Source organism: Streptomyces sp. rh34 (assembly GCF_002551245.1).
GTDB lineage: Bacteria > Actinomycetota > Actinomycetes > Streptomycetales > Streptomycetaceae > Streptomyces.
Window position 1 is genome coordinate 22,407 of the sequence record NZ_NTGZ01000018.1, and the last position, 21,973, is coordinate 44,379.

Genomic DNA, 21,973 nt, shown 5'->3' on the forward strand with positions numbered 1-21,973 from the left:
GGGCCAGGTGTCGCGGGCCCATGGCTCTAGAAGAACGTGCGGATGTAGTCGGTGACCGTGCCGTCCGCCGTGACCAGCGGGATCAGCTGCCACTTGTCGAAGCTGGTGCAGGGGTGCGAGAGGCCCATGCCGACCCAGTCGCCCACCTCCAGCTCCGTGCCCGCCTCCGTACGCACCCAGGTGTGCTGGTCGGAGAGGCCGGTGACCGTGACCCCGGTGGCGGACCGGACCGAGCCGTCCCGGCCGGAGCGGACCACCTGCGCCTCGGGCAGATCGAGGTCGTACGCCGCGTCCCGCTTGCCCGCGTTCAGGAACGCCTGCTCGCCGGAGGGGCGGGAGACGACCTGCGCCCAGAGGCGGAAGGCGGGCTCCAGCGCGCCTTCCGCGGGCACGCGGTTGAACGGGGTGAGGTGCTTGTAGTGCCCGTCGTCGTGCGAGACGTACGCGCCGGAGCGCAGCAACTTCAGCACCGGGGCGCTCAGTTCGGGGATCTCCGCGAAGACGTCCGCGACCGCGTCGAACCAGGCGCTGCCGCCCGCGCTGACGATGATCCCGTCGGCCGCGGTGAACCGCTGCTCGGCGTCGAAGGAGGCCGCGAGCCGGACGAGCCGCCGCAGCCACGCCCGTACCCGCTCGGGGTCGGCGTCCGGCACCTCGCCCTCGTACCCGGCGACGCCCACCAGCCGCAGCGAACCGGCCGCCGCCACCGCGTCGGCCACCGCCGCGCAGTCGGCCTCCGTGCGGGCCCCGGTGCGCGCGCCCTCGCCCTGTCTNAGACAGACGCCCACCAGCCGCAGCGAACCGGCCGCCGCCACCGCGTCGGCCACCGCCGCGCAGTCGGCCTCCGTGCGGGCCCCGGTGCGCGCGCCCTCGCCCGCGCCCAGCTCCACGACCACGTCGACCGGGCGGGTGGCGCCCGCGGCGCCGAGGGCCTCGTCCATCAGCTCGACCCCGCGCACGGAGTCGACGTAACAGACGAAGCGGAACTCCGGGTCGGCGGTCAGCTCGCCGGCCAGCCAGCGCAGGGCGACGGCGTCGACCAGCTCGTTGGCGAGGAAGATCCGCCCGATCCCGTACGCCCGGTAGACCCGCGCCTGGTGCGGCACGGCGGCCGTGATGCCCCACGCCCCGCGCTTCAGCTGGTCGACGAAGAGCTGCGGGGACATGGACGTCTTGCCGTGCGGGGCGAACGCGAGGCCGTGGCGCTCGGCGTACGTCTCCAGGAGGTCGAGGTTGTGCGCGACCGACTCGGCGGAGAGCGCGAGCACGGGGGTGGTGAACCCGCCGGTGAAGAGGTTCCGCCGCTCGGCGGCCAGGGCCCCGACGGTCAGGCCCTCGGCGTCCGGCGGCAGGGCCTTGAAGCGGTGGTCGACGCGTTCGTCGGCGAGGCCGGACGCCAGGGACGCGGGGGACGCGCCGGGGGCGGAAGGCGCGGGAACGACGGTGTGGCCGGTGGGGCGTTCGGCTGCCAAGGGGAGCTCCTCGAAGTTCGTTGCAACATATGCAACACCCATTGCGTATATCGCTCAACGCTGTCTAACATCCGAGCCGATGCCCGGTCAATGGTGACCACCGGCCCGCACGCCGATCAGTGAGGAGCCCTCCAGTGCCCGGACCCGCAGCAGGGACGGCCGACGCCGCCACGACCACCGATGTCGTCTGTCTCGGTGAGTCCATGGTGACGTTCCTGCCCTCGCAGCCCGGCCGCCTCGCCGACGTGCCCTCCTTCGGGCGCGGGATCGGTGGCGCCGAGTCCAACGTGGCCTGCGCGCTCGCCGCCGCCGGGCACCGGGCGGCCTGGGTCGGCCGGGTCGGCGCGGACGGCTTCGGCGACCACCTGGTCGAGACGATCGCGTCGTACGGGGTCGACACCTCGGCCGTCCGCCGCGACCCCGCCCGCCCCACCGGCATCTACTTCCGCACGGCCACGGACCGGGGCGCCGGCACCCACGAGGTCGCCTACTACCGGGCCGGGTCCGCCGCCTCCGCGATGTCCCCGGACAACGTGCCGTACGAGGACCTCCTCGCGGGCCGCGTCCTGCACCTGTCCGGGATCACGGCCGCGCTGTCCGCCGACTGCCTGGCGCTGCTGCGGGACCTGACGGCTCCGCGTCCCGGCCGGCCGCTCGTCTCCTTCGACGTGAACCACCGGCCGCATCTGTGGCGGGGCGGGGACGCCGACGCCTCCGTGCTGCTGGAGCTGGCCCGGCGGGCCGATCTGGTGTTCGTGGGCGAGGACGAGGCGGAGGAGGCGTGGGGGATCGTCGGCGCGGAGGCGATCCGGGCGGCGCTGCCGGAGCCGGCCGTGGTGGTCGTGAAGCGGGGGAGCGCGGGAGCCACGGTGTTCTCGGGGCTCCGCCCCGGACCCCGCTCCTCGAACGCCGGAGGGGCTGAAGACGCCGACACCGTCACTCTCGTCCCCGCCCTCCGCGTCGACGTCGTGGCCGCCGTCGGGGCCGGGGACGCGTTCGCCGCCGGGTTCCTCTCCGCCACCCTGCGCGGGCTGCCCGTGCGCGACCGGGTCCGGCACGGGCACCTCATGGCCGCCGCCGTCCTCACCGTCCCCGGAGACCTCACCGACCCGCCCGCCCGCGACCGCGCCGACCGCCTCGCGGCCCTCGACGACGACGCCTGGGGGAGACTTCGTCTCGGCCCCGGCTGGACCGCAGCCGACCGGGCCGCAGAGGAGGTACGCACACCATGAGCCAGACCGTCGACCGGGCACTGAGCATCCTGCCGCTGCTCGCCCAGGGACCCGCCGACCTCGGCCAGGTCGCCGAGCGGCTCGGCGTCCACAAATCCACGGCGCTGCGTCTGCTGCGTACGCTCCACGAGCACGGCCTCGTCTACCGCCAGGAGGACCAGCGCTACCGCCTCGGCGCCCGGCTCTTCGCGCTCGCGCAGGAGGCCGTCGAGAACCTCGACGTACGCGAGATCGCCCACTCCCACCTGATCGCGCTGAACGACCGGTGCGGGCACACCGTCCACCTCGCCGTGTACGAGGAGCAGGAAGTCCTCTACATCGACAAGGTCGAGAGCCGCTACCCGGTCCGGATGTACTCACGGATCGGCAAGCCCGTGGCGATCACCGTCGCGGCCGTGGCCAAGCTGCTGCTGGCCGACCTCACCGAGCCCGAGCGGCGCGTCATCGCCGAGAAGCTCGACTACCCCATGTACACATCCCGTTCGACGCCCAACGCCGTCGCGTTCCTCAAGGAGCTCGCCGTCGTCCGCGAACAGGGATGGGCCACCGACCTCGGTGGCCACGAGGAGTCCATCAACTGCATCGGCGCCCCCATTCGCGGCGCGGACGGGCGGGTCGTCGCGGCCATGTCGGTGTCCGCGCCCAATGTGGTCGTCACGGCCGAGGAACTCCTCACCCTGCTCCCGCTGGTCCGGCGCACCGCCGAGACCATCAGCCGGGAGTACTCCGGCACCACCCGACCCAAGAAAGCCTGATCAGCCATGACCGAGAAGACCGCCCTCACCCCCTCCACCCACACCACGCCGCCCGCGAAGTTCTCGCACGGCGTGAAGAAGGGGAACATCCTCCAGGTCGCCGGCCAGGTCGGTTTCCTCCCCGCCGTGGAGGGCCAGGCCCCGACGCCCGCCGGTCCCACGCTCCGCGAGCAGACCCTCCAGACCTTCGCCAACGTCAAGGCGATCCTGGAGGAGGGCGGCGCGAGCTGGGACGACGTGATGATGATGCGCGTCTACCTCACGGACGTGGACCACTTCGCGGAGATGAACGAGATCTACAACACGTACTTCGCCGAGCAGAACCTCAAGGAGGCCCCCTCGGCCCGGACGACGGTCTACGTCGGCCTGCCCAAGGGGCTGCTCATCGAGATCGACGCCCTCGCGGTGACCGGCTGACCTCCTCCGGCCGGCTCTGACCCTCTCCGGCCCGCCGACCCTCTTCGGCGGCCGGCTTCGCCCCACTTCGGCCCGCTGACCACCTGGGTCAGCCGACCACCAGGCCCGCCGCACCCCGGCCCGCCGCCCCCCGTCCCCCGATCGCAGGCCCCCGCTGATCGCTTCACCTCACCCGCAGGACCGCTCCAGCACGCCGTACGGCACGGCGCCCCGCTCCCCGGGGGCGCCGTGCCGCGCTCCCCCCTGCCCTCCAGCGCCACCGGAGTCCCCATGCTGCTCGCCGCCACCCCGCCGCCGGTCGAAGCGCCACCGCACACCGGTGGTCTGCTCCTCCTGATCGACGGCACCGCCGGTCTGCTGACCATCGCCGCCCTCGGCATCGCCCTCCTGCTCTTCCTGATCATCAAGGTCAGGCTCCAGCCGTTCGTCGCCCTGCTCGCGGTCTCCATAGCCGTCGGTCTCGGCGCCGGTCTCTCGGTCACCGAACTCTTCGGCACCGTGCAGAAATCCGCCGCCGTCTCGGTCATCGAGTCCGGCATGGGCGGCATCCTCGGCCATGTCGCGATCATCATCGGGCTCGGCACCATGCTCGGAGCGATCCTCGAAGTGTCCGGCGGGGCAGAGGTGTTGAGCGCCCGCCTGCTGAACGCCTTCGGTGAGAAGCGCGCCCCGCTCGCCATGGGCATGACGGGCCTCGTCTTCGGCGTCCCGGTCTTCTTCGACGTCGGCATCTTCGTCCTCGCGCCGATCGTGTACGCCGCCGCCAAACGCTCCGGCAAATCGATCCTGCTCTACGCGATGCCGCTGCTGGCGGGCCTGTCGATGACCCACGCGTTCCTGCCGCCGCACCCGGGACCGGTGGCCGCCGCCGGACTCTTCAACGTCTCGCTCGGCTGGGTCATCCTGATGGGCATCGTCGTCGGCATCCCGTCGGTCATCGCCGCCTGGGCGTACGCCGCCTGGATCGGCAAGCGGATCTTCGTCGACGTCCCGCAGGACATGGTGGAGGCCGCCGAGGAGGCCAAGGCCGCCGTCGCCGCCGAACAGCGCGCCGCAGGGGTCACCCCGCACGAGAAGCCGGTCCCGCTCGGTACGGTCCTCGCGATCATCGGCACCCCGCTGATCCTGATCCTCGCCGCGACGTTCTCCTCCATCGCCCTGGACCCCTCCACGCTCCGCTCGGTGATCGAGTTCTTCGGCAACCCGTTCGTCGCCCTGACGATCGCCCTGTTCCTCGCGTACTACCTGCTGGGCATCCGGCGCGGCTGGTCCCGCAAGTCCCTGGAATCGGTCTCCACGTCCTCGCTCAAGCCCGTCGGCAACATCCTGCTGGTGGTCGGCGCGGGCGGCATCTTCGGCGCCGTCCTCAAGGGCAGCGGCATCGCCGACGCGCTGGCCGACACCTTCAACGACGTGGGCCTGCCGATCATCCTGCTCGCCTGGCTGATCTCGGTCGTCCTGCGCGTCGCCCAGGGCTCGGCCACCGTCGCGATCGTCACGACGGCCGGCATCGTGGTCCCGCTGGTCGAGGGCCAGGACCTGTCCCAGGCCCACCTCGCGCTGATCATCATGGCGATCTCGGCGGGCTCGATCTTCGCCTCGCACGTGAACGACGGCGGCTTCTGGATGGTGTCGAAGTACTTCGGCATCAGCGAGCGCGACACCCTGAAGTCCTGGACCGTCCTGGAGACGGTGCTCTCGGTCGCGGGCTTCGTCGTCGCGGCGCTGCTCAGCCTGATCATCTAAGGGCTCTCCCGCCGGGAACCGCGGGAGCCCTCGGCGCCTCCGGTCTGCGTACCCGCACACACAGGGATGTTCCCCGTCCCGCGCCCGCCGATTCCGCGCGTACCCCTTGTGCTGCCCCGCCGATTGCGCTTCCTTGATCGGCATGGCGGAGACAAGCGCAACCACAGGGACAGGGGAGCCGGCCTCCCGACCACGTCAGTCCAGCTGGAAGTACATCGGCCCCGGCATCGTCGTCGCGGCGACCGGGGTCGGTGCCGGCGACCTGGTCGCGACGCTGATCGCGGGCAGCAAGTTCGGATACACCCTGATGTGGGCGGCGGTGATCGGCTGCGTCGTCAAGATCTCGCTCGCCGAGGCGGCCGGCCGCTGGCATCTGGCGACCGGCCGCACGCTCTTCGACGGCTGGCGCAGTCTGGGCCCCTGGACCACGGTGTACTTCGCGGTCTACGTCGTCCTCTGGGGCTTCATCTACGGGGCGACGGCCATGTCCTCCAGCGCCCTGCCCATCGTCGCGCTGTTCCCCGACGGCCCCGGGCTGAAGTTCTGGGCGATCGTCACCGGGCTGATCGGACTGGCGTTCGTCTGGTTCAACCGGTACGCCGTGTTCGAGAAGGTCATGACGGTCCTGATCGGCATCATGTTCGTGGTGGTCGTGTACGTGGCAGCCCGCGTCGTGCCGGACGTCGGGGCCTCGTTCGCCGGGCTGCTGCCCGTGCTCCCGGACGGCTCGCTCCTCTACACCCTCGGGCTGATCGGCGGCGTCGGCGGCACGATCACCATGGCCGCGTACGGGTACTGGGTCAACGCCAAGGGCTGGAGCAACTCCTCCTGGATGAAGGTGATGCGGCTCGACAACCGGGTCGCCTACATCACCACCGGGGTCTTCGTCGTGGCGATGCTCATCGTCGGCGCCGAGCTGCTGCACGCCTCCCAGGTCGCCCTCACCTCCGGCGACCGCGGGCTGATCGACCTGGGCAGGGTGCTGGAGGACCGCTTCGGCGCGGGCACCGCCAAGCTCTTCCTGGTGGGCTTCTTCGCCACGTCGTTCTCGTCCCTGATCGGCGTCTGGCACGGGGTCAGCCTGATGTTCGCCGACTTCGTGGAGCGGTTCCGGGCCCCGGCGGCCGGCGCGGCGAAGGCCGACGAGCACGAGGGGCCGGACGTCGCCGAGCGCCGGCAGCGGTCGCTGCCGTTCCGCGCGTACCTCCTGTGGCTGACCTTCCCGCCGATGACCCTGCTCTGGCTGGACGAGCCCTTCGGTCTGGTCATCGCGTACGGGGTGCTCGGCGCGTTCTTCATGCCGTTCCTCTCCCTGACCCTGCTCTGGCTGCTCAACTCCTCCCGTACGCCCGGGGAGTGGCGCAACGGATGGCTCAGCAACGGGATGCTCTCCCTGGCCGGGCTGCTGTTCGTCGTGCTGTGCGTCCAGCAGGTGCGCGAACTGCCCTGGTGACACGGGGGTCCGAGGACCGGCCCGAACGCGGCAGCGCCGCCGGGGGAGCGGCGGCGCTACTGGTCCGGGGACCGCTGTGCGGTACCGGGCGTACCCCGGCAGGCTGTCTGCCGGGGCAGCGGCGTGCTACGGCAGGCTGCGGACGTGTGGGCCGACCGCCTTCGACCAGGCGAACCCGGCCGTCGCGTCCCAGTTCGTCGACCAGGTCATCGCGCCGCGCAGCGACGGGTAGGTCTTGGACGGCTTGAACGAGCCGCAGCTGGTGCCCTTGGCGAGGCAGTCCAGCGCCGCGTTCACGATCGACGGGGAGATGTAGCCGCTGCCCGCGCCGCGGGTGGAGGCGGGGACGCCGAGGCCGACCTGGGACGGGTCGAGGCCGCCCTCCAGCTGGATGCAGGCGAGCGCGGTGAGGAAGTCCACCGAGCCCTGCGAGTAGACCTTGCCGTCGCAGCCGAGCATCGAACCGCTGTTGTAGTACTGCGTGTTGACGACGGTCAGGATGTCCTTGACGTTGAGCGCCGTCTTGAAGTACTCGCCCGACGTCGACTGCATGTCGATGGTCTGCGGGGCCATCGTGATGACCAGTCCGCTGCCGGCCTTCGCCGACAGCTGGCGCAGCGCCTTCGTCATGTAGGTGGAGTTGAGACCGTTCTCCAGGTCGATGTCGACCCCGGTGAAGCCGTAGTCCTGCATCAGCGCGTACACCGAGTTGGCGAACGCGGTGGCGGAGGCGTCGCTGTCGACCCGGACCGTGCCCAGCTCGCCGCCGATCGAGATGATGACGTTCTTGCCGGCCGCCTTCTTGGCCTTGATGTCCGACCGGAACTGGGCGTCGGTGTAGCCGTTCAGCCCGGCGGTGTCCAGGTTGAAGGTGACCGCGCCCTGGGTCGCCGTGGCGTCCGCGAAGGAGACCGCGATGATGTCGTAGTCGGCCGGGACGTCGCTGAGCTTCTGGACGGCCGCGCCGTTGTTGAAGTTCTGCCAGTAGCCGGTCACCGCGTGCTTGGGCACCGTGGTCCCCGGGCCGGTGCCGTTCTTGGCCGTACGGGCGCTGACGGCCGCCGACTTGGCGGACTCACCGGCGGCGTTGGTGGCGCTCACCGAGAACTCGTAGGCGGTGTCCGCGGTGAGGCCCGTGACGGTCGCCGAGGTGCCGGTGGACGTGGTGGCCTTCGCGCCGTCCCGGTACACGGTGTACCCGGTGGCGCCGGAGACCGCGTTCCAGGACAGGGCGACGGAGGACGTGGTCGTGGCACCCGCCGCGAGGCCCCCGGGAGCCGCCGGGATGACCGGGCCGGGCTCCTCGCCGCCACCGCCGTCGGGGCCGGTCACCTCGAAGTCGTCGGCGAGATAGGCGGCCTGCCCGTACCAGCCGTGGGTGTAGACGGTCACCGAGGTGGTGTTCGCGCCGGTCTTGAAGCTGGTGGACAGCTTGGTCCAGGTGGAGGAGCCCGGCGTCCAGGTGGAGACGTCGGTGGTTCCGGTGCCGCTCACGCCGAGGTAGGCGTAGCCGCCCTGCACCCAGGAGCTGAGCGCGTACGTCGAGTTGGCCTTCACCTTGACGACCTGGGAACACTTGGCGTTGTCCTGGCCGGCCGGGGTGGCCTTCAGCGCGGACGTACCGCCGTGCACGGGGGAGGAGACGACGGTGCCGCTGCCCCCGGCGCAGGTCCAGCCGGCGAGGCCCGCCTCGAACCCCGGGTTCTTGGCGTTGTTGACGTCGGCGGCCTGGGCGGTGCTGACGAGTCCGGTGACGGTCAGGGCCGCGGCCGCGATGACGGCCAAGGTGCCGCCGAGCACGGGACGGGAGTGACGACGCCTTCTGCGACTGCTGCCTGCGGAGCGTTCCACTGCTTCCTCCGTGGGGAGTTGGTGGCCTGGCGGGGGTCGTGCAGAAGTGCCGGACGGACGACGGGCCGGGGCTGCACGGGGTGGGCCGGGCGGAGCGGGGATCCATGACGATCAATCACGGGAGCGGTGGCCACCGCTTGGCGCACAAAGCTGGTCCAGACCAATCGAGTTGTCAAGACCTCTGGCAGGGGAAAGGCTTCCGCGAGGGTGCGCGCGAGGTCGCGAGGCGGACCCGGCGGTGGGGTGTCCAAGGGCCTGCTGAGGGTGCCGGATCGGGGTTCTTCCCGTCGGGAACGGCGCTGTGGCCCTGCATCGCACCCCGCACGGGTGATCTTGCGGGAGATCTTCGGGCAGTCACGGAAACGCCCTTACGAAAAGGGGGTCGACGGCCCGGAATCCAGCCTGACGTGCGTGAATGGATGGATGATTGAAAACCGGACACAGTCTTCGGTAACGCTCCGCAGTGATAGCCGAGTTGGGCGGAATCGATTTCGTCCCGTTTAGCACCCGAGTCCCGTAGGAACGGTGTTCGCATGGCGTCGTACTGGTCTCCGATAACTGTTCTCTGCCTGGTGAGACGTGGCTAAAGTGCTGGGTCAGGAGCACGGAGCAGGAGCGATTGCGGCCGACGTCCCCACGTCGACCGGAGCCGAAACGGGGAAGAGCGTGCCGACCGCAATAGCAGTGACGAGCGCAGACCTGGTACTGCCGCCCACCGACCAGCAGACACCGACCGCCGCTCTGCTCCAGGCCCCCGAGGCCCAGGTGCTGGAGCTGGCGATCGGCGACATGCACCTGCTGCTGGAACAGCACGGGTACGTGATCGCCCTCTATCCCTCGGGCATCCGTCCCGAGCACGAGCGTCGCCTCCACTCCATCCGATCGGTGCTGGAGAGCGACCGGATCGCCCTGGTCAAGGTGGATCTCCCGCCGCTCGGCCTCGCCGTACTGGTGCGCCAGCTCCGGCAGTTGTCCATCTGCGACTTCAGCCCCGGGGTGGTCGCCTCCGCCGCGCGGCTGCTCTCGCACTACATCTACGCGGGCGCCCTCCTCAACTCCGTCGCCCGGCTCGACCGGGTGCCGGTCAGTCTCAAGAGCCACGCCAGGTCCTGGGTCCCCGGCTCCCAGTTCGCGGTGCTCGCCGGACCCGAGTCGCAACTGGTGAAGGTGGGCCCGACCGCCGAACCGCCGACGGGGCCGGATTTCGGTACGCATCTTCTGGTCGCGAAAGGGAATCTGCAGTCGGACTGGGTACAGGAGACCCTCGCGCCCGCCTGGAAGGTCCAGGCCATCCACGACACCACGGTCCCGTCCGACTCGCCGCGCTGGTGGGGCACGGGAAAACTGGTGGAGTTCGCCGCCCACCTCCCGGACCTCTCCGTGCTGTACCAGCTGGTCTCCTCCGTACGCCGGGAAAAGTGCCACTGGTGCTCCATGGAACTCATCGGCGACCGCTGCGCATTCTGTTCCGCTCCTCTCGCGGCTCCGGAGAACCGCACGCTCCCCACCGGTGTCCTCCACCGCGGGGCCGGCGAGTCGCCGGGCCCCTAGCGAGACCGCCCTTCCCGCGGGACCCGCTCCTCCCGGTTCCCGCACGCACGCCCCGCACCCCCCACACCGAGACTTCCCCGCATGAGACCTTCCCGCCCGGCCGGCCCCGCGGCAGCGCGCCGCCGCAGATGTAAGCGCGTAACCGCCCCACCCCAGATGTAAGCGCGTAACCGCTCCACCGCATCGCACAGCACCGCTCCACCGCACCGCTCTCTCTGTCCGCTGTCCGTCCCACGCATCCGATTCGAACGAGGTTGTCCGGACCATGAACTCCCGCCAGCGCCGCGGCGTGATACTCCTGCTCCTGTCGGTCCTGTGTGCCTTCGCGGCCTTCGCCGGCGTGCTCTCGGTGATCAGCGACGTCAACTCGAAGGTCGGACCCGAGGTGACGGCGTACCAGCTGAAGACCAACGTGGCTCCGTACACAGCTTTGAGCAGCGGCCAGTTCGAGAAGATCAAGATGCCTGAACGCTGGCTCTCGGAGAACGCCGTGACCGACCTGCGGGAGGTCGAGTCGAAGATCGCGGTCACCGAGCTCCGCAAAGGCTCGCTGCTCCAGTCGGACATGATGGTCCGCAAGCCCGAACTCCGCGCCGGTGAGCAGGAGATCGCCATCATGATCGACGCCTCCACCGGCGTCGCGGGCAAGATCACACCGGGCGCGTCGGTCAACATCTACGCCACGTTCGCCGGTGAGCAGCAGGGCGCCGCGGCCCAGTCCAAGGTCATCGTCTCCAACGCCAAGGTGCTCGACGTCGGCGAGCTGACCGCCCTGGATCCCAGCGCGGACGACCGGGGCACCCGGGCGACCGAGGCCGTGCCGATCACCTTCGCCCTGAACACGCTGGACACCCAGCGCGTCGCCTACGCCGAGTCGTTCGCGGAGCACGTGCGTCTCGCGCTCGTCGCCCCGGGCAGCGACGGCACCATCCGCCCGGGGGACCGCACCTACACGCTCGACAAGGACAAGTGAGGATGGGATGACCACCAGAATCCTCCCCGCCGTCGGTGACCTCGACGCGGCCCGCTCCGTCACCACCCTGCTCAGCCAGCTGCCCGACGCCGAACCCGCGACCCCGGCCGGCGACTCCACCCAGCTCATCGACACCCTGGCCCGCCTCGCGGCCGAGGCGATCGACGAGCTGCCCGAGGTGGTGCTGGTCCACGAGCGGATCGGCCCGGTGCCGGCCCTGGAGCTGATCCGGGAGGTGTCGATGAGGTTCCCGTCCGTCGGCGTCGTCATGATCACCGCGGACGCCAGTCCGAACCTCTTCGCCGACGCGATGGACTCCGGGGCGCGCGGCCTGGTCACTCTGCCGCTGAGCTACGAGGAACTGGCCAACCGTGTCCAGGCGGCCGCCCAGTGGTCCACCGGCGTGCGCCGCCACCTCACCTCCGGGAACGACGTCTTCACCGGCCCCGGCGGCACGGTGGTCACGGTCACCGGCGCCAAGGGCGGCGTCGGCGCGACCGTCACCGCCATCCAGCTCGCCCTGGCCGCGCAGGCGTCCGGCAACACGGTGGCGCTGGTGGACATGGACCTCCAGACCGGGGACATCGCCTCGTTCCTGGACGTCCAGTTCCGCCGCTCCCTGGTCGACCTCGCCCTGATCACCGACATCTCGCCCCGGGTGCTGTCGGACGCGGTGTTCTCCCACTCCACCGGACTCGCCCTGCTCCTCGCCCCCGGCGAGGGCGAACGCGGCGAGGAGGTCAGCGACCGCTCGGCCCGCCAGATCGTCAGCGCGCTCCGCACCCGCTACGAGATCGTCGTCATCGACTGCGGCGGTCAGATGAACGGGGCCAACGCGGCGGCCATCGAGATGGCGGACGTGGCCCTGCTGGTCACGACCCCGGACGTGATCGCGGTGCGCGGCGCGAAACGCATCGTACGGATGTGGGAACGGCTCCAGATCCGCAAGGCCGAGGAGACGATCACCCTCGTCAACCGCTTCACCCGCAACACGGAGATCCAGCCGCCGCTGATCCAGAAGATCACCGGCACCCGGGTCGCCTCGGCGGCGGTCCCCGCGAACTTCAAGGAGCTCCAGGCGTCCATCGACTCCGGACGCCTGCACGAACTGGACGCCAAGAGCACGGTCAAGCAGGCGCTCTGGGGCCTGGCCGGAGAGCTGGGCATCGTCAAGGAGAGCGCAACGGCGAAGAAGAGCGGCAGCGCCCTGGCCAAGAGGAACAGTGGCGTCTTCAAGAACGACCGGGGCTCGATCGGACGCGCGCGCCGCCGGCGCGACGGCTCCGGCATCGGGCCCGGAGACTCCGAGGGGACACGTTGAGCGATGACCACCACAAGGACGGCACGAAGCGGCATACGGGGGCGGATCACCGCCCTACGTGAGCGCCGGGTCCGGGACCGGGGGCAGACCGCGATCGAGTTCCTGGGAATGACCCCCTTCATCATCCTGATCATGCTCGTGCTCTGGGAGTGCGCCCTGATCGGATACACCTTCAGTCTCGCGGGCAACGCGGCCGACGTGGGCGCGCGCAAGGGCAGCGGCGCGGAGTACGGGGCGCGCGCGGCCTGCCGGGCGGGGGCGGTGAAGGACCTCCCCGCCGCCTGGGAGGACGGAGCCCGGATCCGCTGCAACGGCGGCGGCCGCCTGTACGAGGCGACGGTGAGGCTGAAGGTCCCGGTGCTGGTGCCGGGCCTGTTCGACCTCGACACCGAGATCACCGGCCGAGCGGGATCGCCGAGGGAGGACCAGCGATGACGACCCACCCGTACGGCGGGTACGACCGGGACCGAGGCCGGGACCGGGACCGGGACCGGGACCGGGACCGGGGCCAGGTCGCCATGGAGTATCTCGGCTTCCTCCCCCTGCTGCTCCTCGTCGCGATGGCGGCCATCCAGCTCGGCCTGGCCGCGTACGCCGCCAACCAGGCGGGCACCGCGGCCCGCGCCGGAGCCCGTACGGAAGCCAGCGTGGACGCCCGGGGCAGCGGTCGGGCCAACGCCCGTGACGCCGTGAGCGACTGGGTGGAGGACGGCGGGTTCCGCTATCGCAGGAGCGGTGGCCAGGACATCACGGTCACGGTCCGCGTCAAGGTGCCCTCCGTCGTGCCGGGACTGGACGACTGGTGGGCCGAGCGGAGCACGACGATGCCCAACGAGAGGTCCGCGGTCGGCTTCTGACCCCGACCTTCCGCGAGAGAGCCGCACCGACCGGCCGGGCGCCACCGTCCGCCGAGACCGAGGAGAGCTACGCCGATGAGCCTGCGGGCACGCATGACCGCCCCTGAGGAACAGGGCGGGGCACGGGAGGACGGCCACCTGGTGGCCACCTACCGGGCCAAGCTGCTGGAGGAGATCGACCTCGCGGAGATGTCCTCGCTGGCCGCCGCCGACCGGCGAGCCCGGCTGGAGCGCGTCCTCGGCCACATCATCAGCCGCGAGGGCCCGGTCCTCTCCACCGTGGAGCGCTCGCAGCTGATCCGCCGCGTCGTCGACGAGGCGCTCGGACTCGGCATCCTGGAACCGCTCCTGGAGGACGCGTCCATCACCGAGATCATGGTCAACGGCCCCGACCAGATCTTCGTCGAGCGCAACGGCAGGGTCGAACAGCTCCCGATGCGCTTCGGCTCCCACGAACAGCTGATGCAGACCATCGAGCGGATCGTGTCGACCGTCAACCGCCGCGTCGACGAGTCCAACCCGATGGTCGACGCCCGCCTGCCCAGCGGTGAACGTGTCAACGTGATCATCCCGCCGCTCTCGCTGACCGGCGCGACGCTCACCATCCGGCGGTTCCCGCGCTCCTTCACGCTCCAGGAGATGATCGGTTTCGGTTCACTGGACGAACAGATGCTGGTCCTGCTCGCCGGACTGGTGCAGGCCAAGCTCAACATCATCGTCTCGGGGGCCACCGGCACCGGCAAGACGACCCTGCTCAACGCGCTGTCCGGACTGATCCCGAACACCGAACGCATCGTCACCATCGAGGACTCCGCCGAGCTCCAGCTCCAGCAGAGCCATGTCATCCGGCTGGAGTCCCGTCCGGCGAACGTCGAGGGCAAGGGCCAGATCACCATCCGTGACCTGGTCCGCAACTCGCTGCGTATGCGCCCCGACCGCATCGTCGTCGGTGAGGTCCGAGGCGGTGAGTCCCTCGACATGCTCCAGGCGATGTCCACCGGTCACGACGGTTCGCTGGCCACCGTCCACGCCAACAGCGCCGAGGACGCGCTGATGCGTCTGCAGACCCTCGCCTCGATGTCGGAGGTCGAGATCCCGTTCGAGGCGCTGCACGACCAGATCAACAGCGCCGTCGACGTGATCGTCCAGCTCACCCGGCACGCCGACGGCGCCAGGAAGATCACCGAGATCGCCGTCCTGGACTCGCACGGTCGCGACCCGTACCGCATCGTCACGGTCGCGCGGTTCAACGCGCAGCCGATGGCCCCCGACGGCCGCATCCACGGCGACTTCCAGTACCTCCCGCTGCCCAGGAGGCTCGCCGAGCGCCTCTATCTGGCCAGTCAGCCCATCCCGCAGGCGTTCGGCGTCGCCCAGTCCGCCGAACAGCTCGCCACCCGAGAGGCCAACTAGGTACCGAGCCATGGACAACGTCAACCTCCCCCTGGTCACCGTCGGCGTCACGCTGCTGGCGTGCGTGCTGGGCGTGATGGGCCTGTACGCCTACACCGGCGGCAAGGCCGACCGGGACGCCCTCGTCGACCGGCTCTCCCACGTCGGGCAGATCCCCGAGAAGGGCCGCCCCCGCCGCTTCAAGGGCCTCGACCGCAGGCTGCGCGCCACCGCGCTCGGCCGGAAGCTGGAGCTGAAGCTCGCGGCGACCGGCATGGACATCACACCCGGCGAGTTCTTCGTGTACGCGCTCGTCGCCATGGCGGGGCTCTGGATGATCGCCTCCTCCATGCTCGCCGCGTTCTTCGGCCCGGTCGCCGCCCTGATCGGCCTCTGGGGCACCAACGCGTTCCTCAACTGGCAGCGGGTCAAGCGCACCGAGCGCTTCATCAACCAGCTCCCCGAGCTCTCCCGGATCCTCGCCAACGCCACCCAGGCGGGCCTGGCCCTGCGCACCTCGCTGTCGATGGCCGCCGAGGAACTGGAGGACCCGGCCGGCGAGGAGCTGGCCCGGGTCGCCAGGCGGCTGGCCGTCGGCGAGCCGCTGGAGGACGCGCTCAGCGAGCTGACCGACCGCCTCCCGTCCCGCGAACTGGTGGTCCTGGTGACGACGCTGGTCCTCTCCAACCGGGCCGGCGGTACGGTCGTCAGCTCGCTGCGCAACCTCACCGAGACCCTGGAGGAGCGCAAGGAGACCCGTCGCGAGGTCAAGACCCAGCTCTCGCAGGTCACCGTGACCGCGTACGCGGTGCCCATCTTCGGACTCGGCGCGATGCTGCTGATGAACGCGGTCATGCCGGGCGCGCTGGACCGGATGACGGGGGCGTTCCTCGGCCAGGTGGCGGTGGTCGTCGCCATCGCCCTGTACGCGATCGGGTTCATGGTGATCCGTCGCCTGTCCCGGATCGACGTCTGACACCACGAACCAGGAAGGGATCGGGACGGACATGGACCTGCTGCTAGCCCTGGTCGTCGGCCTCGCCGTCTACGGGGCCATCCACGGCATCCGGATGTACCGGGCCGACGCCAAACTCCCCGGCGACCTGGCCGTGGCCCTGGAGTCCGGGGCCTCGCGCACCAGCGCGGTCGGCTCCGGCATCGACCGCCTCGGCATCCGCTGGGCCCCCATGGTGCTGCGGATGATGGGCCCCAAAGCCGTCAACAAGAAGCGCCGTCAGATCGACCTGGCGGGCAACCCCGGCGGCCTCACCCTCGACCGTTACGCCGCCCGCCGCGCGGTCTACGGCGCGCTGGGCCTCCTCGGCGCGTTCTCGATGCTCATGCGCGGCCAGCTGTTCCTGGCCCTGCTGATGGTCGCCTTCGGTCTGTTCTGGGTGGAGGCCGGCATCTGGTCGGCGATCCGGGTGCGCCGCGAGCACATCGAGCGGACGCTGCCGGACTTCCTCGACGTCCTGGCCGTCGTCGTCTCGGCCGGGCTCGGTTTCCGGCAGGCGCTGGACCGGGTAGCGGAGAAGTACGAGGGCCCCTGGTCGGACGAGCTGCGCATCACGCTGCGGCAGATGGACATGGGTGTCAGCCGTCGCCAAGCCTTCGAGGAACTGCGCAGACGCAACGACTCCGAACAGGTCGCCATGTTCGTCACAACGCTCCAGCAGGGCGAGGAGCTGGGCGCGCCGATCGTCGAGACGCTCATCCAGATCGCCAACGACATGCGCCGCACCGACGCCCAGAATGCCCGCCGCAAGGCGGCCAGGGCAGTCCCGAAGGCCACGTTCGCGGTGACCACGTTCCTCCTCCCGGGCACGCTCCTCCTCCTCACGGTCGGGTTCGTCTACGGAGCCAATGTCGACTTCTCGTTCCTCACAGGGGGCTGACATGAAGGACAGGCGAGATGGGGACGGAACTCCTACGTTCCGGAACGCCTGCTGAAGCCAGTGACCGGACGTACGGAGCATGAGTGACTCGGGGCACGAGACGGAGGTGACAGGCGCATGGCATACCAACTCAGCGGCGCCCAGCCCGGACTGGCCGCCGAACTGGCCCGCGCCCACACCGGCACCCCGGCCCGCCCGGCCTTCGCCATCCAGGTCAACGCGCTCCAGGCGATGTGCCGCCAGGTCTTCGGCTTCCGCCTGGCGATGATCGCGATAGCGACCCCGTACGCCATCAACCGCACCGCCCCGGGCCTGCCCACCTGGTTCATCGGTTCGGCGATCCTGGTCACCTTCATGGGTTCCTACCTGCTGTTCCGGGACTGGGAGCGGTTCGGCCCGGTGCTCCTGCGCCACCCCTGGATCCTGGCCGTCGACGTGTGCTTCGGCGCGCTGCTGCTGATCACTGCGACCCCCGAGTCGACCCTCGCGTACGTCACCGTCTGCACCCCGCTGCTGGCGGGCCTGATCCAGGGCTGGCGCGGCGCGGCGGTCTTCGCGGCGCTCCAGGTGGTCATCGTCTTCGGCGTGTACGCGAGTGTCCCGAAGCTGGAGCCGGGCGGGGCGCCGGCCCTGCTCCTGCCCGGATTCTGCGTGATCGCCGGGGCGGTCGGTGTCACCCTGCGCAATCTCCTCCTGCGCTTCGGGACGGCCACCCAGGCGCTCACCGAGACCCGGGCGCGGCTGGCGGTGAACGAGGCGGTGGAGGGTGAGCGCACCCGTCTGGCCCGGGAGATGCACGACTCGGTCGCCAAGACCCTGCACGGTCTGGCGCTGGCCGCCGACGGACTGGCGGGCTCGGCCGGCCGCATGGACCCGCCCACCGTGAAACTCCAGGCGGAACTGGTCGCCCGCGCCGCCCGCCGGGCCGCCGCCGAATCCCGGGAACTGCTCACCGACCTGCGCCGGGAGCAGGGCCTGGAGGGCGGCGTCGACCTGGTCGCGGAACTGGCGGCCCAGGCACGGGACTTCACCGACCGCCATCCGGTCACGGCCACCTTCCGCCGCCTCGCCGAGGAGACCCCCGTCCCGGCCGTGCCGCAGGCGGTCGCCCGGCAACTCCTCACCGTCGCCTCGGAGGCCCTGGAGAACGCCCACCGCCACGCCGGCCCGTCGTACCTGATCGTCCTCGCGGGCGTGAAGGGCGACATGCTCCGTATCAGCGTGTACGACGACGGGCGCGGACTCCCCGCCGGAACGACGCTCGACACCCTCCGCCGGGCCGGCCACTTCGGCCTCGTCGGCATGGTGGAGCGGGCCGCCTCCATCGGGGCCCGCATCCGGATCGGCCGGGGGAACGCGGAGAAGGGCACGGAGGTGCGGGTGGAGCTCCCCCTGGCGGCGCTGGGGAGCCCGGCCGCCGAGGAGAACACCCCGTCGGCCACCCTGCCCGCGCCGCAGCTTCCGCCTCACCCTTTCCCCGCGTCGTCGCAGCCGCAATCGGTTCCGGTGCCGCCCGCGCCCGAGAATGCCAGCACCCCCACCCGTAACCCCCGACCCTGAGAGGAGGTCGCAGCATGCCGGACGATGTCTCCCCTGCGCCGAACCGCAGCGGGGCGGCGGCTCAGCGCCCCGCCCCCCAGCGCACGTCGTCGCACATCCCGCTCACCCCGGCCCCCGGCCCCGCCGGACAACCCGGACACCAGCACTCTGCGATCCAGCACCCGGCCGCGCCGACGCCGTATCCCGCGTTCGGAGAGCCCACCGCGTCCCCCTTCCCGCCGGCTCCCGCAGCTCCCGAACCGGCCCGGCTCCGGGTGGTCGTCGCGGACGACAACCCGGTGGTCCGGGCGGGCCTGGGCGCCCTGCTGTCGGGCCGGGCCGACATCCAGGTCGCGGCAGAGGCGGCGGACGGCCGCGAGGCCTACGAGAAGACGCTCCAGCACCGCCCCGACGTGGTCCTGCTCGACGTCCGGATGCCCGGCGTGGACGGCATCTCGGCCCTGCCGCACCTGGTCGGCATCGCGCCCGTGCTGATGCTGACGTACAGCCGCGAGAGCGAGATCGTCCACGAGGCGCTGCGCCTGGGCGCGGGTGGCTACCTGGTGCACGGCGAGTTCACCGCGGACCAATTGGTCCGGGCGGTGCGCGACACGAAGGACGGCCGCGCGAACTTCACCGCCACGGCGGCCGACGCCCTGCTGGCCCACATGCGCCTGGGGTCGCCGCCGGCCCGGGGCCCCCTGCCCGAGGGGCTCGGATCGGCGCTGACGCCAGCGCCCGTACCCGCGCACGCACCGCCACGCGCCCTCGAAAATTCGGAAAGTCTTTCGCAACTGCAACCTTCTGTGGGACAGTCTTCTGTGTCCGGGGGGTCGGCGTCTGCCGCCAACAGGCAGCAGTACAGGCTGAGTTCGAGGGAGGTGGAGGTCATGGACCTGATTGCGTCCGGAATGAGTAATCAGCAGATCGCCGCCACCTGTTTCATCAGTGAGAAGACGGTCAAGAACCACATCAACCGCATCTTCACGAAGCTCCACAGCGCCACCCGCAGCGAGGCGATCGCCCACTGGCTCGGCACCGCGCCCCGGAACTCCGGGCGGCAGCCATGACCGAGCGATCGCGCAACGGGGTTGACCAGAAAGCCTTTTGGGCCCGGGAATGGGCCCACGGACCCTCTGGGCGAGTGATAATTCCCCTCTATGTTTCTCACGTCGTCAACGGCACCGGCCAGGAGGAAGCCGGTACCGAGGACGGCACCGCAGGAACGTGCGAGTCGGCCGGCAACCGGTCGGCCGAACCCGGAAGGGAACACCATGTCGGACATCACCCTGAAGACCGTCATCCGCGTCAACGGCTGGGCCAACACCGCCGTCAGCAGCATCCAGAAGCGCTACGCGGCGAAGGACCGGGGACAGACGGCGTTCGAGTACCTGGGCATCGTTCTGGTGGTCGTGGCGATCATCGGGGCGATCGTGGCGACGGGCATCGGCGGTGCGATCTCGGCGCGTATCCGTGGACTGGTGGATTCCATCACCGCCCAGTGATGACCGGTCGTTCCCGCAGCGACGGAGGGCAGGCCTTCCCCATCTACATCATGATGGTGGGGGTCCTGCTCTTCCTTGCGTTGGCCTTCTTCGCCGTCGGCAAGGCCTCCGCTCTGCGCAACGGTTCCCAGGGAGCGGCCGACGCCGCCGCGCTGGCCGCCGCCCAGAAGGCGCGGGACAATTTCGGGACGGGGTTCTACGCCTCGCTCCCCGGCAACACCCTGGACATCTTCCTGGGTGCGCCCTTTGTTCCGCCCTGCGCCGCGGCAGAGCGGCTGGCCGCCGCCAATGAGGCCGACACGACCCTCTGTGAGCCGGCGTACGGCTACCTGCGCGACCTGATCAAGGTCGAGGTCGAGGGCCGCAAGCCGGTGGACTCGTCGGTGCTCCCCGGTTCGGAGAACACGTTCGCCAAAGCCGAGGCCACCGCGCTCATCGAGTTCCGCTGCCCCAACCCGAAGGCCATCGACGCCAACAGCGACGGCGTCCAGGACCTCTTCATCTTCACGTGCCGAAACGGCGAGGTCGTCGAGATCCCGCCCGCCAGCCCTCCGCCGTGGGAGAGCGTGAGCAGGACTCTCTTCGACGTGCGTTTGGTCGACCAGTGACAGCGAACGATGAGTAGAGGAAACCGATCATGAGCATGCGGCACACCACGACGGGCCGGAGAGCGCTGGCGGCTGCCGCCCTGACGGCCGTCTTCAGCCTGGCCCTCGCCGGCTGCGGCGACGACGGTGGCAGCGATGAGGCCAAGCAGGGTGGTAAGAACTCCGCGGCGCCATCCGCACCGGTCTCCCCTTCCGAGGATGAGGATGGCGACCAGTCACCGGACACGGCTGCCGGCGAGAACGTGGACCCGAATGCCAAACTGGCGGAGGTACGCGGCGACGGCCTTGTCATGACGATTCATCAGGCGAAGCGCGATTCGGGTGGCTTCGTCACGCTGCAGGCCTCGATCAGGAACGACGGTACGGAGTCCAGGAACACGACTGCGTGGGCCGGCACGGAGTCGGCGCTTCTCGCGAAGAACCCGAACTCGGTCGCCGGAGCCACGCTCGTCGACAAGGTGGGCAAGAAGCGCTATTACATCCTGCGTGACACCGAGAGCCGTTGCCTGTGCACGACCGGCATTCCGCCTCTTCTGGCTGGGAAGACCACGTCCGTCTTCATGCAGTTCCCGGCGCCGCCGAGTACGACAACCGAGGTCGACTTCACTCTGCCGACGTTCGCCACCACGTCGGTAAGGATCTCCGGGTGACGGCGGGCATGACGCACACACGCACCCGCGTGAGGCCGGCCGGGCTGACGGCTGCCTCGTTTCTCGTCGCTGCGAGTCTCACGCTGTTCGGGGGCGTCCCCGCCCTGGCCGACGACGGTCCCAGCGTCCCTCCCGGCACGGAGGCCCAGTCCGTCCCACCAGTCCAGGTGGATCCCCATGACCCCGACCTGAAGATGCCCGACGGGGGCACGCTCGGACCGTCGAAGGTCCTCGACATCGTCCAGGTCGTGGAGGACCTCGGAGGCGAGGAACGCCGCGAGGACAGCAACGCCGACATCAAGTTCGCGCTCCAGGCCGAAGTCCTCTTCGGCAAGGACAGCGCGAAGCTCGGCTCGGCGGCCAACGCCCGGATCGCCGCGATCGCCGACGAGATCAAGAAGCAGAACGCGACCAAGGTCCGCGTCTTCGGCTTCACCGACGACCTCGGCTCCTCGGCCCACGGCGACGTCCTGTCCAAGCAGCGCGCCGACGCCGTGCACAGGGTTCTGTCGAAGGAGCTCGGCCCCACGATCACGTACGAGATCCGGGGTTACGGCGAGCAGTACCCGATCGCCAGCAACAGCAACGAAGAGGGCCGCAAGAAGAACCGCCGCGTGGAGGTCTCCTTCCCGCGCGGCGCGGGGTCCTGAGCTCCTCCGTACCCACGGGAGACGGCCCGGCCCGGCACGCGACGATCTCGCGTGCCGGGCCGTTCGTCGTCACGGCGGCCGGCCCGCCCGGCGCCCGCCAGGGCCG

General features: G+C 70.5%; 21 protein-coding genes. 19 read left to right on the plus strand and 2 right to left on the minus strand.

The features are described from left to right. Nucleotides 1-26: 26 nt before the first annotated feature. Complete coding sequence (locus tag CR470_RS06485) at nt 27-1,514, minus strand: amino acid deaminase (protein WP_441350775.1); 1,488 nt, start codon at nt 1,512-1,514, stop codon at nt 27-29. 92 nt (nt 1,515-1,606) lie between these two features. Between CR470_RS06485 and CR470_RS06490 the strand changes: the two genes are divergently transcribed. From CR470_RS06490 to CR470_RS06510, 5 genes are all read left to right on the plus strand, one after another. After that, nucleotides 1,607-2,704 carry a sugar kinase gene (locus tag CR470_RS06490; protein WP_097866623.1) on the plus strand — a complete coding sequence of 366 codons (1,098 nt, stop codon included), beginning with the start codon at nt 1,607-1,609 and terminating at the stop codon, nt 2,702-2,704. Continuing rightward, the gene (locus tag CR470_RS06495; protein WP_097866624.1) at nt 2,701-3,459 is read left to right on the plus strand and encodes an IclR family transcriptional regulator; all 759 of its coding nucleotides are present in this window, start codon (nt 2,701-2,703) and stop codon (nt 3,457-3,459) included. Before CR470_RS06490 ends, CR470_RS06495 begins: the two co-directional genes overlap by 4 nt. Nucleotides 3,460-3,465: 6 nt before the next feature. Further along, a complete protein-coding gene (locus CR470_RS06500) occupies nt 3,466-3,876 on the plus strand; it encodes a RidA family protein (RefSeq protein ID WP_097866625.1) in 411 nt (136 codons plus the stop codon). Between the two features lie 270 nt (nt 3,877-4,146). Beyond that, nucleotides 4,147-5,622, plus strand: coding sequence for a GntP family permease (locus CR470_RS06505; RefSeq protein ID WP_097866626.1), 1,476 nt, complete (start codon nt 4,147-4,149; stop codon nt 5,620-5,622). A 142-nt stretch (nt 5,623-5,764) separates the two neighbouring features. Continuing rightward, entirely contained in the window at nt 5,765-7,075 is a 1,311-nt protein-coding gene (locus CR470_RS06510) for an Nramp family divalent metal transporter (RefSeq protein WP_097866627.1), read from the plus strand. A 126-nt stretch (nt 7,076-7,201) separates the two neighbouring features. Here the strand turns inward: CR470_RS06510 and CR470_RS06515 are convergent, their stop codons facing one another. Then, the gene (locus tag CR470_RS06515) at nt 7,202-8,926 is read right to left on the minus strand and encodes a chitinase (RefSeq protein WP_306667788.1); all 1,725 of its coding nucleotides are present in this window, start codon (nt 8,924-8,926) and stop codon (nt 7,202-7,204) included. Nucleotides 8,927-9,610: 684 nt separating this feature from the next. On the opposite strand from CR470_RS06515, the gene CR470_RS06520 reads away from it, so the two are divergent. The 14 genes from CR470_RS06520 (at nt 9,611) to CR470_RS06585 (ending at nt 21,867) form a co-directional block, all read left to right on the plus strand. After that, the gene (locus tag CR470_RS06520) at nt 9,611-10,477 is read left to right on the plus strand and encodes a hypothetical protein (RefSeq protein WP_097866629.1); all 867 of its coding nucleotides are present in this window, start codon (nt 9,611-9,613) and stop codon (nt 10,475-10,477) included. Between the two features lie 265 nt (nt 10,478-10,742). Continuing rightward, entirely contained in the window at nt 10,743-11,450 is a 708-nt protein-coding gene (gene cpaB / locus CR470_RS06525) for a Flp pilus assembly protein CpaB (protein ID WP_097866630.1), read from the plus strand. A 7-nt stretch (nt 11,451-11,457) separates the two neighbouring features. Next, complete coding sequence (locus CR470_RS06530; protein WP_097866631.1) at nt 11,458-12,771, plus strand: AAA family ATPase; 1,314 nt, start codon at nt 11,458-11,460, stop codon at nt 12,769-12,771. Nucleotides 12,772-12,774: 3 nt separating this feature from the next. Continuing rightward, a complete protein-coding gene (locus tag CR470_RS06535; RefSeq protein ID WP_097866632.1) occupies nt 12,775-13,206 on the plus strand; it encodes a TadE family protein in 432 nt (143 codons plus the stop codon). Continuing rightward, complete coding sequence (locus tag CR470_RS06540; RefSeq protein ID WP_097866633.1) at nt 13,203-13,628, plus strand: TadE/TadG family type IV pilus assembly protein; 426 nt, start codon at nt 13,203-13,205, stop codon at nt 13,626-13,628. Before CR470_RS06535 ends, CR470_RS06540 begins: the two co-directional genes overlap by 4 nt. 75 nt (nt 13,629-13,703) lie before the next feature. Continuing rightward, nucleotides 13,704-15,041 carry a CpaF family protein gene (locus tag CR470_RS06545; protein ID WP_097866634.1) on the plus strand — a complete coding sequence of 446 codons (1,338 nt, stop codon included), beginning with the start codon at nt 13,704-13,706 and terminating at the stop codon, nt 15,039-15,041. Nucleotides 15,042-15,051: 10 nt separating this feature from the next. Then, nucleotides 15,052-15,996, plus strand: a complete 945-nt coding sequence (locus CR470_RS06550; RefSeq protein ID WP_097866635.1) for a type II secretion system F family protein — start codon at nt 15,052-15,054, stop codon at nt 15,994-15,996. Nucleotides 15,997-16,027: 31 nt separating this feature from the next. Further along, on the plus strand, nt 16,028-16,915 hold the full coding sequence (locus CR470_RS06555; protein ID WP_097866636.1) for a DUF5936 domain-containing protein: 888 nt from the start codon (nt 16,028-16,030) through the stop codon (nt 16,913-16,915). Nucleotides 16,916-17,032: 117 nt separating this feature from the next. Further along, nucleotides 17,033-18,475: a sensor histidine kinase gene (locus CR470_RS06560; protein ID WP_097866637.1), complete on the plus strand. Its 1,443-nt coding sequence runs from the start codon at nt 17,033-17,035 to the stop codon at nt 18,473-18,475. Between the two features lie 14 nt (nt 18,476-18,489). Then, nucleotides 18,490-19,524 (plus strand): response regulator transcription factor, encoded by a 1,035-nt coding sequence (locus tag CR470_RS06565; protein ID WP_097866638.1) that lies wholly within the window; start codon nt 18,490-18,492, stop codon nt 19,522-19,524. 204 nt (nt 19,525-19,728) lie between these two features. Further along, a complete protein-coding gene (locus CR470_RS06570) occupies nt 19,729-19,959 on the plus strand; it encodes a hypothetical protein (protein WP_097866639.1) in 231 nt (76 codons plus the stop codon). Further along, nucleotides 19,959-20,567 (plus strand): pilus assembly protein TadG-related protein, encoded by a 609-nt coding sequence (locus CR470_RS06575; protein ID WP_097866640.1) that lies wholly within the window; start codon nt 19,959-19,961, stop codon nt 20,565-20,567. Before CR470_RS06570 ends, CR470_RS06575 begins: the two co-directional genes overlap by 1 nt. Before the next feature lie 29 nt (nt 20,568-20,596). After that, nucleotides 20,597-21,217 (plus strand): hypothetical protein, encoded by a 621-nt coding sequence (locus CR470_RS06580; RefSeq protein WP_097866641.1) that lies wholly within the window; start codon nt 20,597-20,599, stop codon nt 21,215-21,217. A gap of 8 nt (nt 21,218-21,225) precedes the next feature. Then, on the plus strand, nt 21,226-21,867 hold the full coding sequence (locus CR470_RS06585; protein ID WP_097866647.1) for an OmpA family protein: 642 nt from the start codon (nt 21,226-21,228) through the stop codon (nt 21,865-21,867). The last annotated feature ends 106 nt before the right edge of the window (nt 21,868-21,973 follow it).

What these genes read in the sequence shown, in the direction of transcription:
- cpaB (WP_097866630.1), top strand. Translation starts at nt 10,743, where the DNA reads ATGAACTCCCGCCAGCGCCGCGGCGTGATACTCCTGCTCCTGTCGGTC.
- CR470_RS06530 (WP_097866631.1), top strand. Translation starts at nt 11,458, where the DNA reads ATGACCACCAGAATCCTCCCCGCCGTCGGTGACCTCGACGCGGCCCGC.
- CR470_RS06565 (WP_097866638.1), top strand. Translation starts at nt 18,490, where the DNA reads ATGCCGGACGATGTCTCCCCTGCGCCGAACCGCAGCGGGGCGGCGGCT.
- CR470_RS06585 (WP_097866647.1), top strand. Translation starts at nt 21,226, where the DNA reads ATGACGCACACACGCACCCGCGTGAGGCCGGCCGGGCTGACGGCTGCC.
- CR470_RS06500 (WP_097866625.1), top strand. Translation starts at nt 3,466, where the DNA reads ATGACCGAGAAGACCGCCCTCACCCCCTCCACCCACACCACGCCGCCC.
- CR470_RS06540 (WP_097866633.1), top strand. Translation starts at nt 13,203, where the DNA reads ATGACGACCCACCCGTACGGCGGGTACGACCGGGACCGAGGCCGGGAC.
- CR470_RS06555 (WP_097866636.1), top strand. Translation starts at nt 16,028, where the DNA reads ATGGACCTGCTGCTAGCCCTGGTCGTCGGCCTCGCCGTCTACGGGGCC.
- CR470_RS06560 (WP_097866637.1), top strand. Translation starts at nt 17,033, where the DNA reads ATGGCATACCAACTCAGCGGCGCCCAGCCCGGACTGGCCGCCGAACTG.
- CR470_RS06570 (WP_097866639.1), top strand. Translation starts at nt 19,729, where the DNA reads ATGTCGGACATCACCCTGAAGACCGTCATCCGCGTCAACGGCTGGGCC.
- CR470_RS06550 (WP_097866635.1), top strand. Translation starts at nt 15,052, where the DNA reads ATGGACAACGTCAACCTCCCCCTGGTCACCGTCGGCGTCACGCTGCTG.
- CR470_RS06580 (WP_097866641.1), top strand. Translation starts at nt 20,597, where the DNA reads ATGAGCATGCGGCACACCACGACGGGCCGGAGAGCGCTGGCGGCTGCC.
- CR470_RS06535 (WP_097866632.1), top strand. Translation starts at nt 12,775, where the DNA reads ATGACCACCACAAGGACGGCACGAAGCGGCATACGGGGGCGGATCACC.
- CR470_RS06575 (WP_097866640.1), top strand. Translation starts at nt 19,959, where the DNA reads ATGACCGGTCGTTCCCGCAGCGACGGAGGGCAGGCCTTCCCCATCTAC.
- CR470_RS06495 (WP_097866624.1), top strand. Translation starts at nt 2,701, where the DNA reads ATGAGCCAGACCGTCGACCGGGCACTGAGCATCCTGCCGCTGCTCGCC.
- CR470_RS06510 (WP_097866627.1), top strand. Translation starts at nt 5,765, where the DNA reads ATGGCGGAGACAAGCGCAACCACAGGGACAGGGGAGCCGGCCTCCCGA.
- CR470_RS06505 (WP_097866626.1), top strand. Translation starts at nt 4,147, where the DNA reads ATGCTGCTCGCCGCCACCCCGCCGCCGGTCGAAGCGCCACCGCACACC.
- CR470_RS06545 (WP_097866634.1), top strand. Translation starts at nt 13,704, where the DNA reads ATGAGCCTGCGGGCACGCATGACCGCCCCTGAGGAACAGGGCGGGGCA.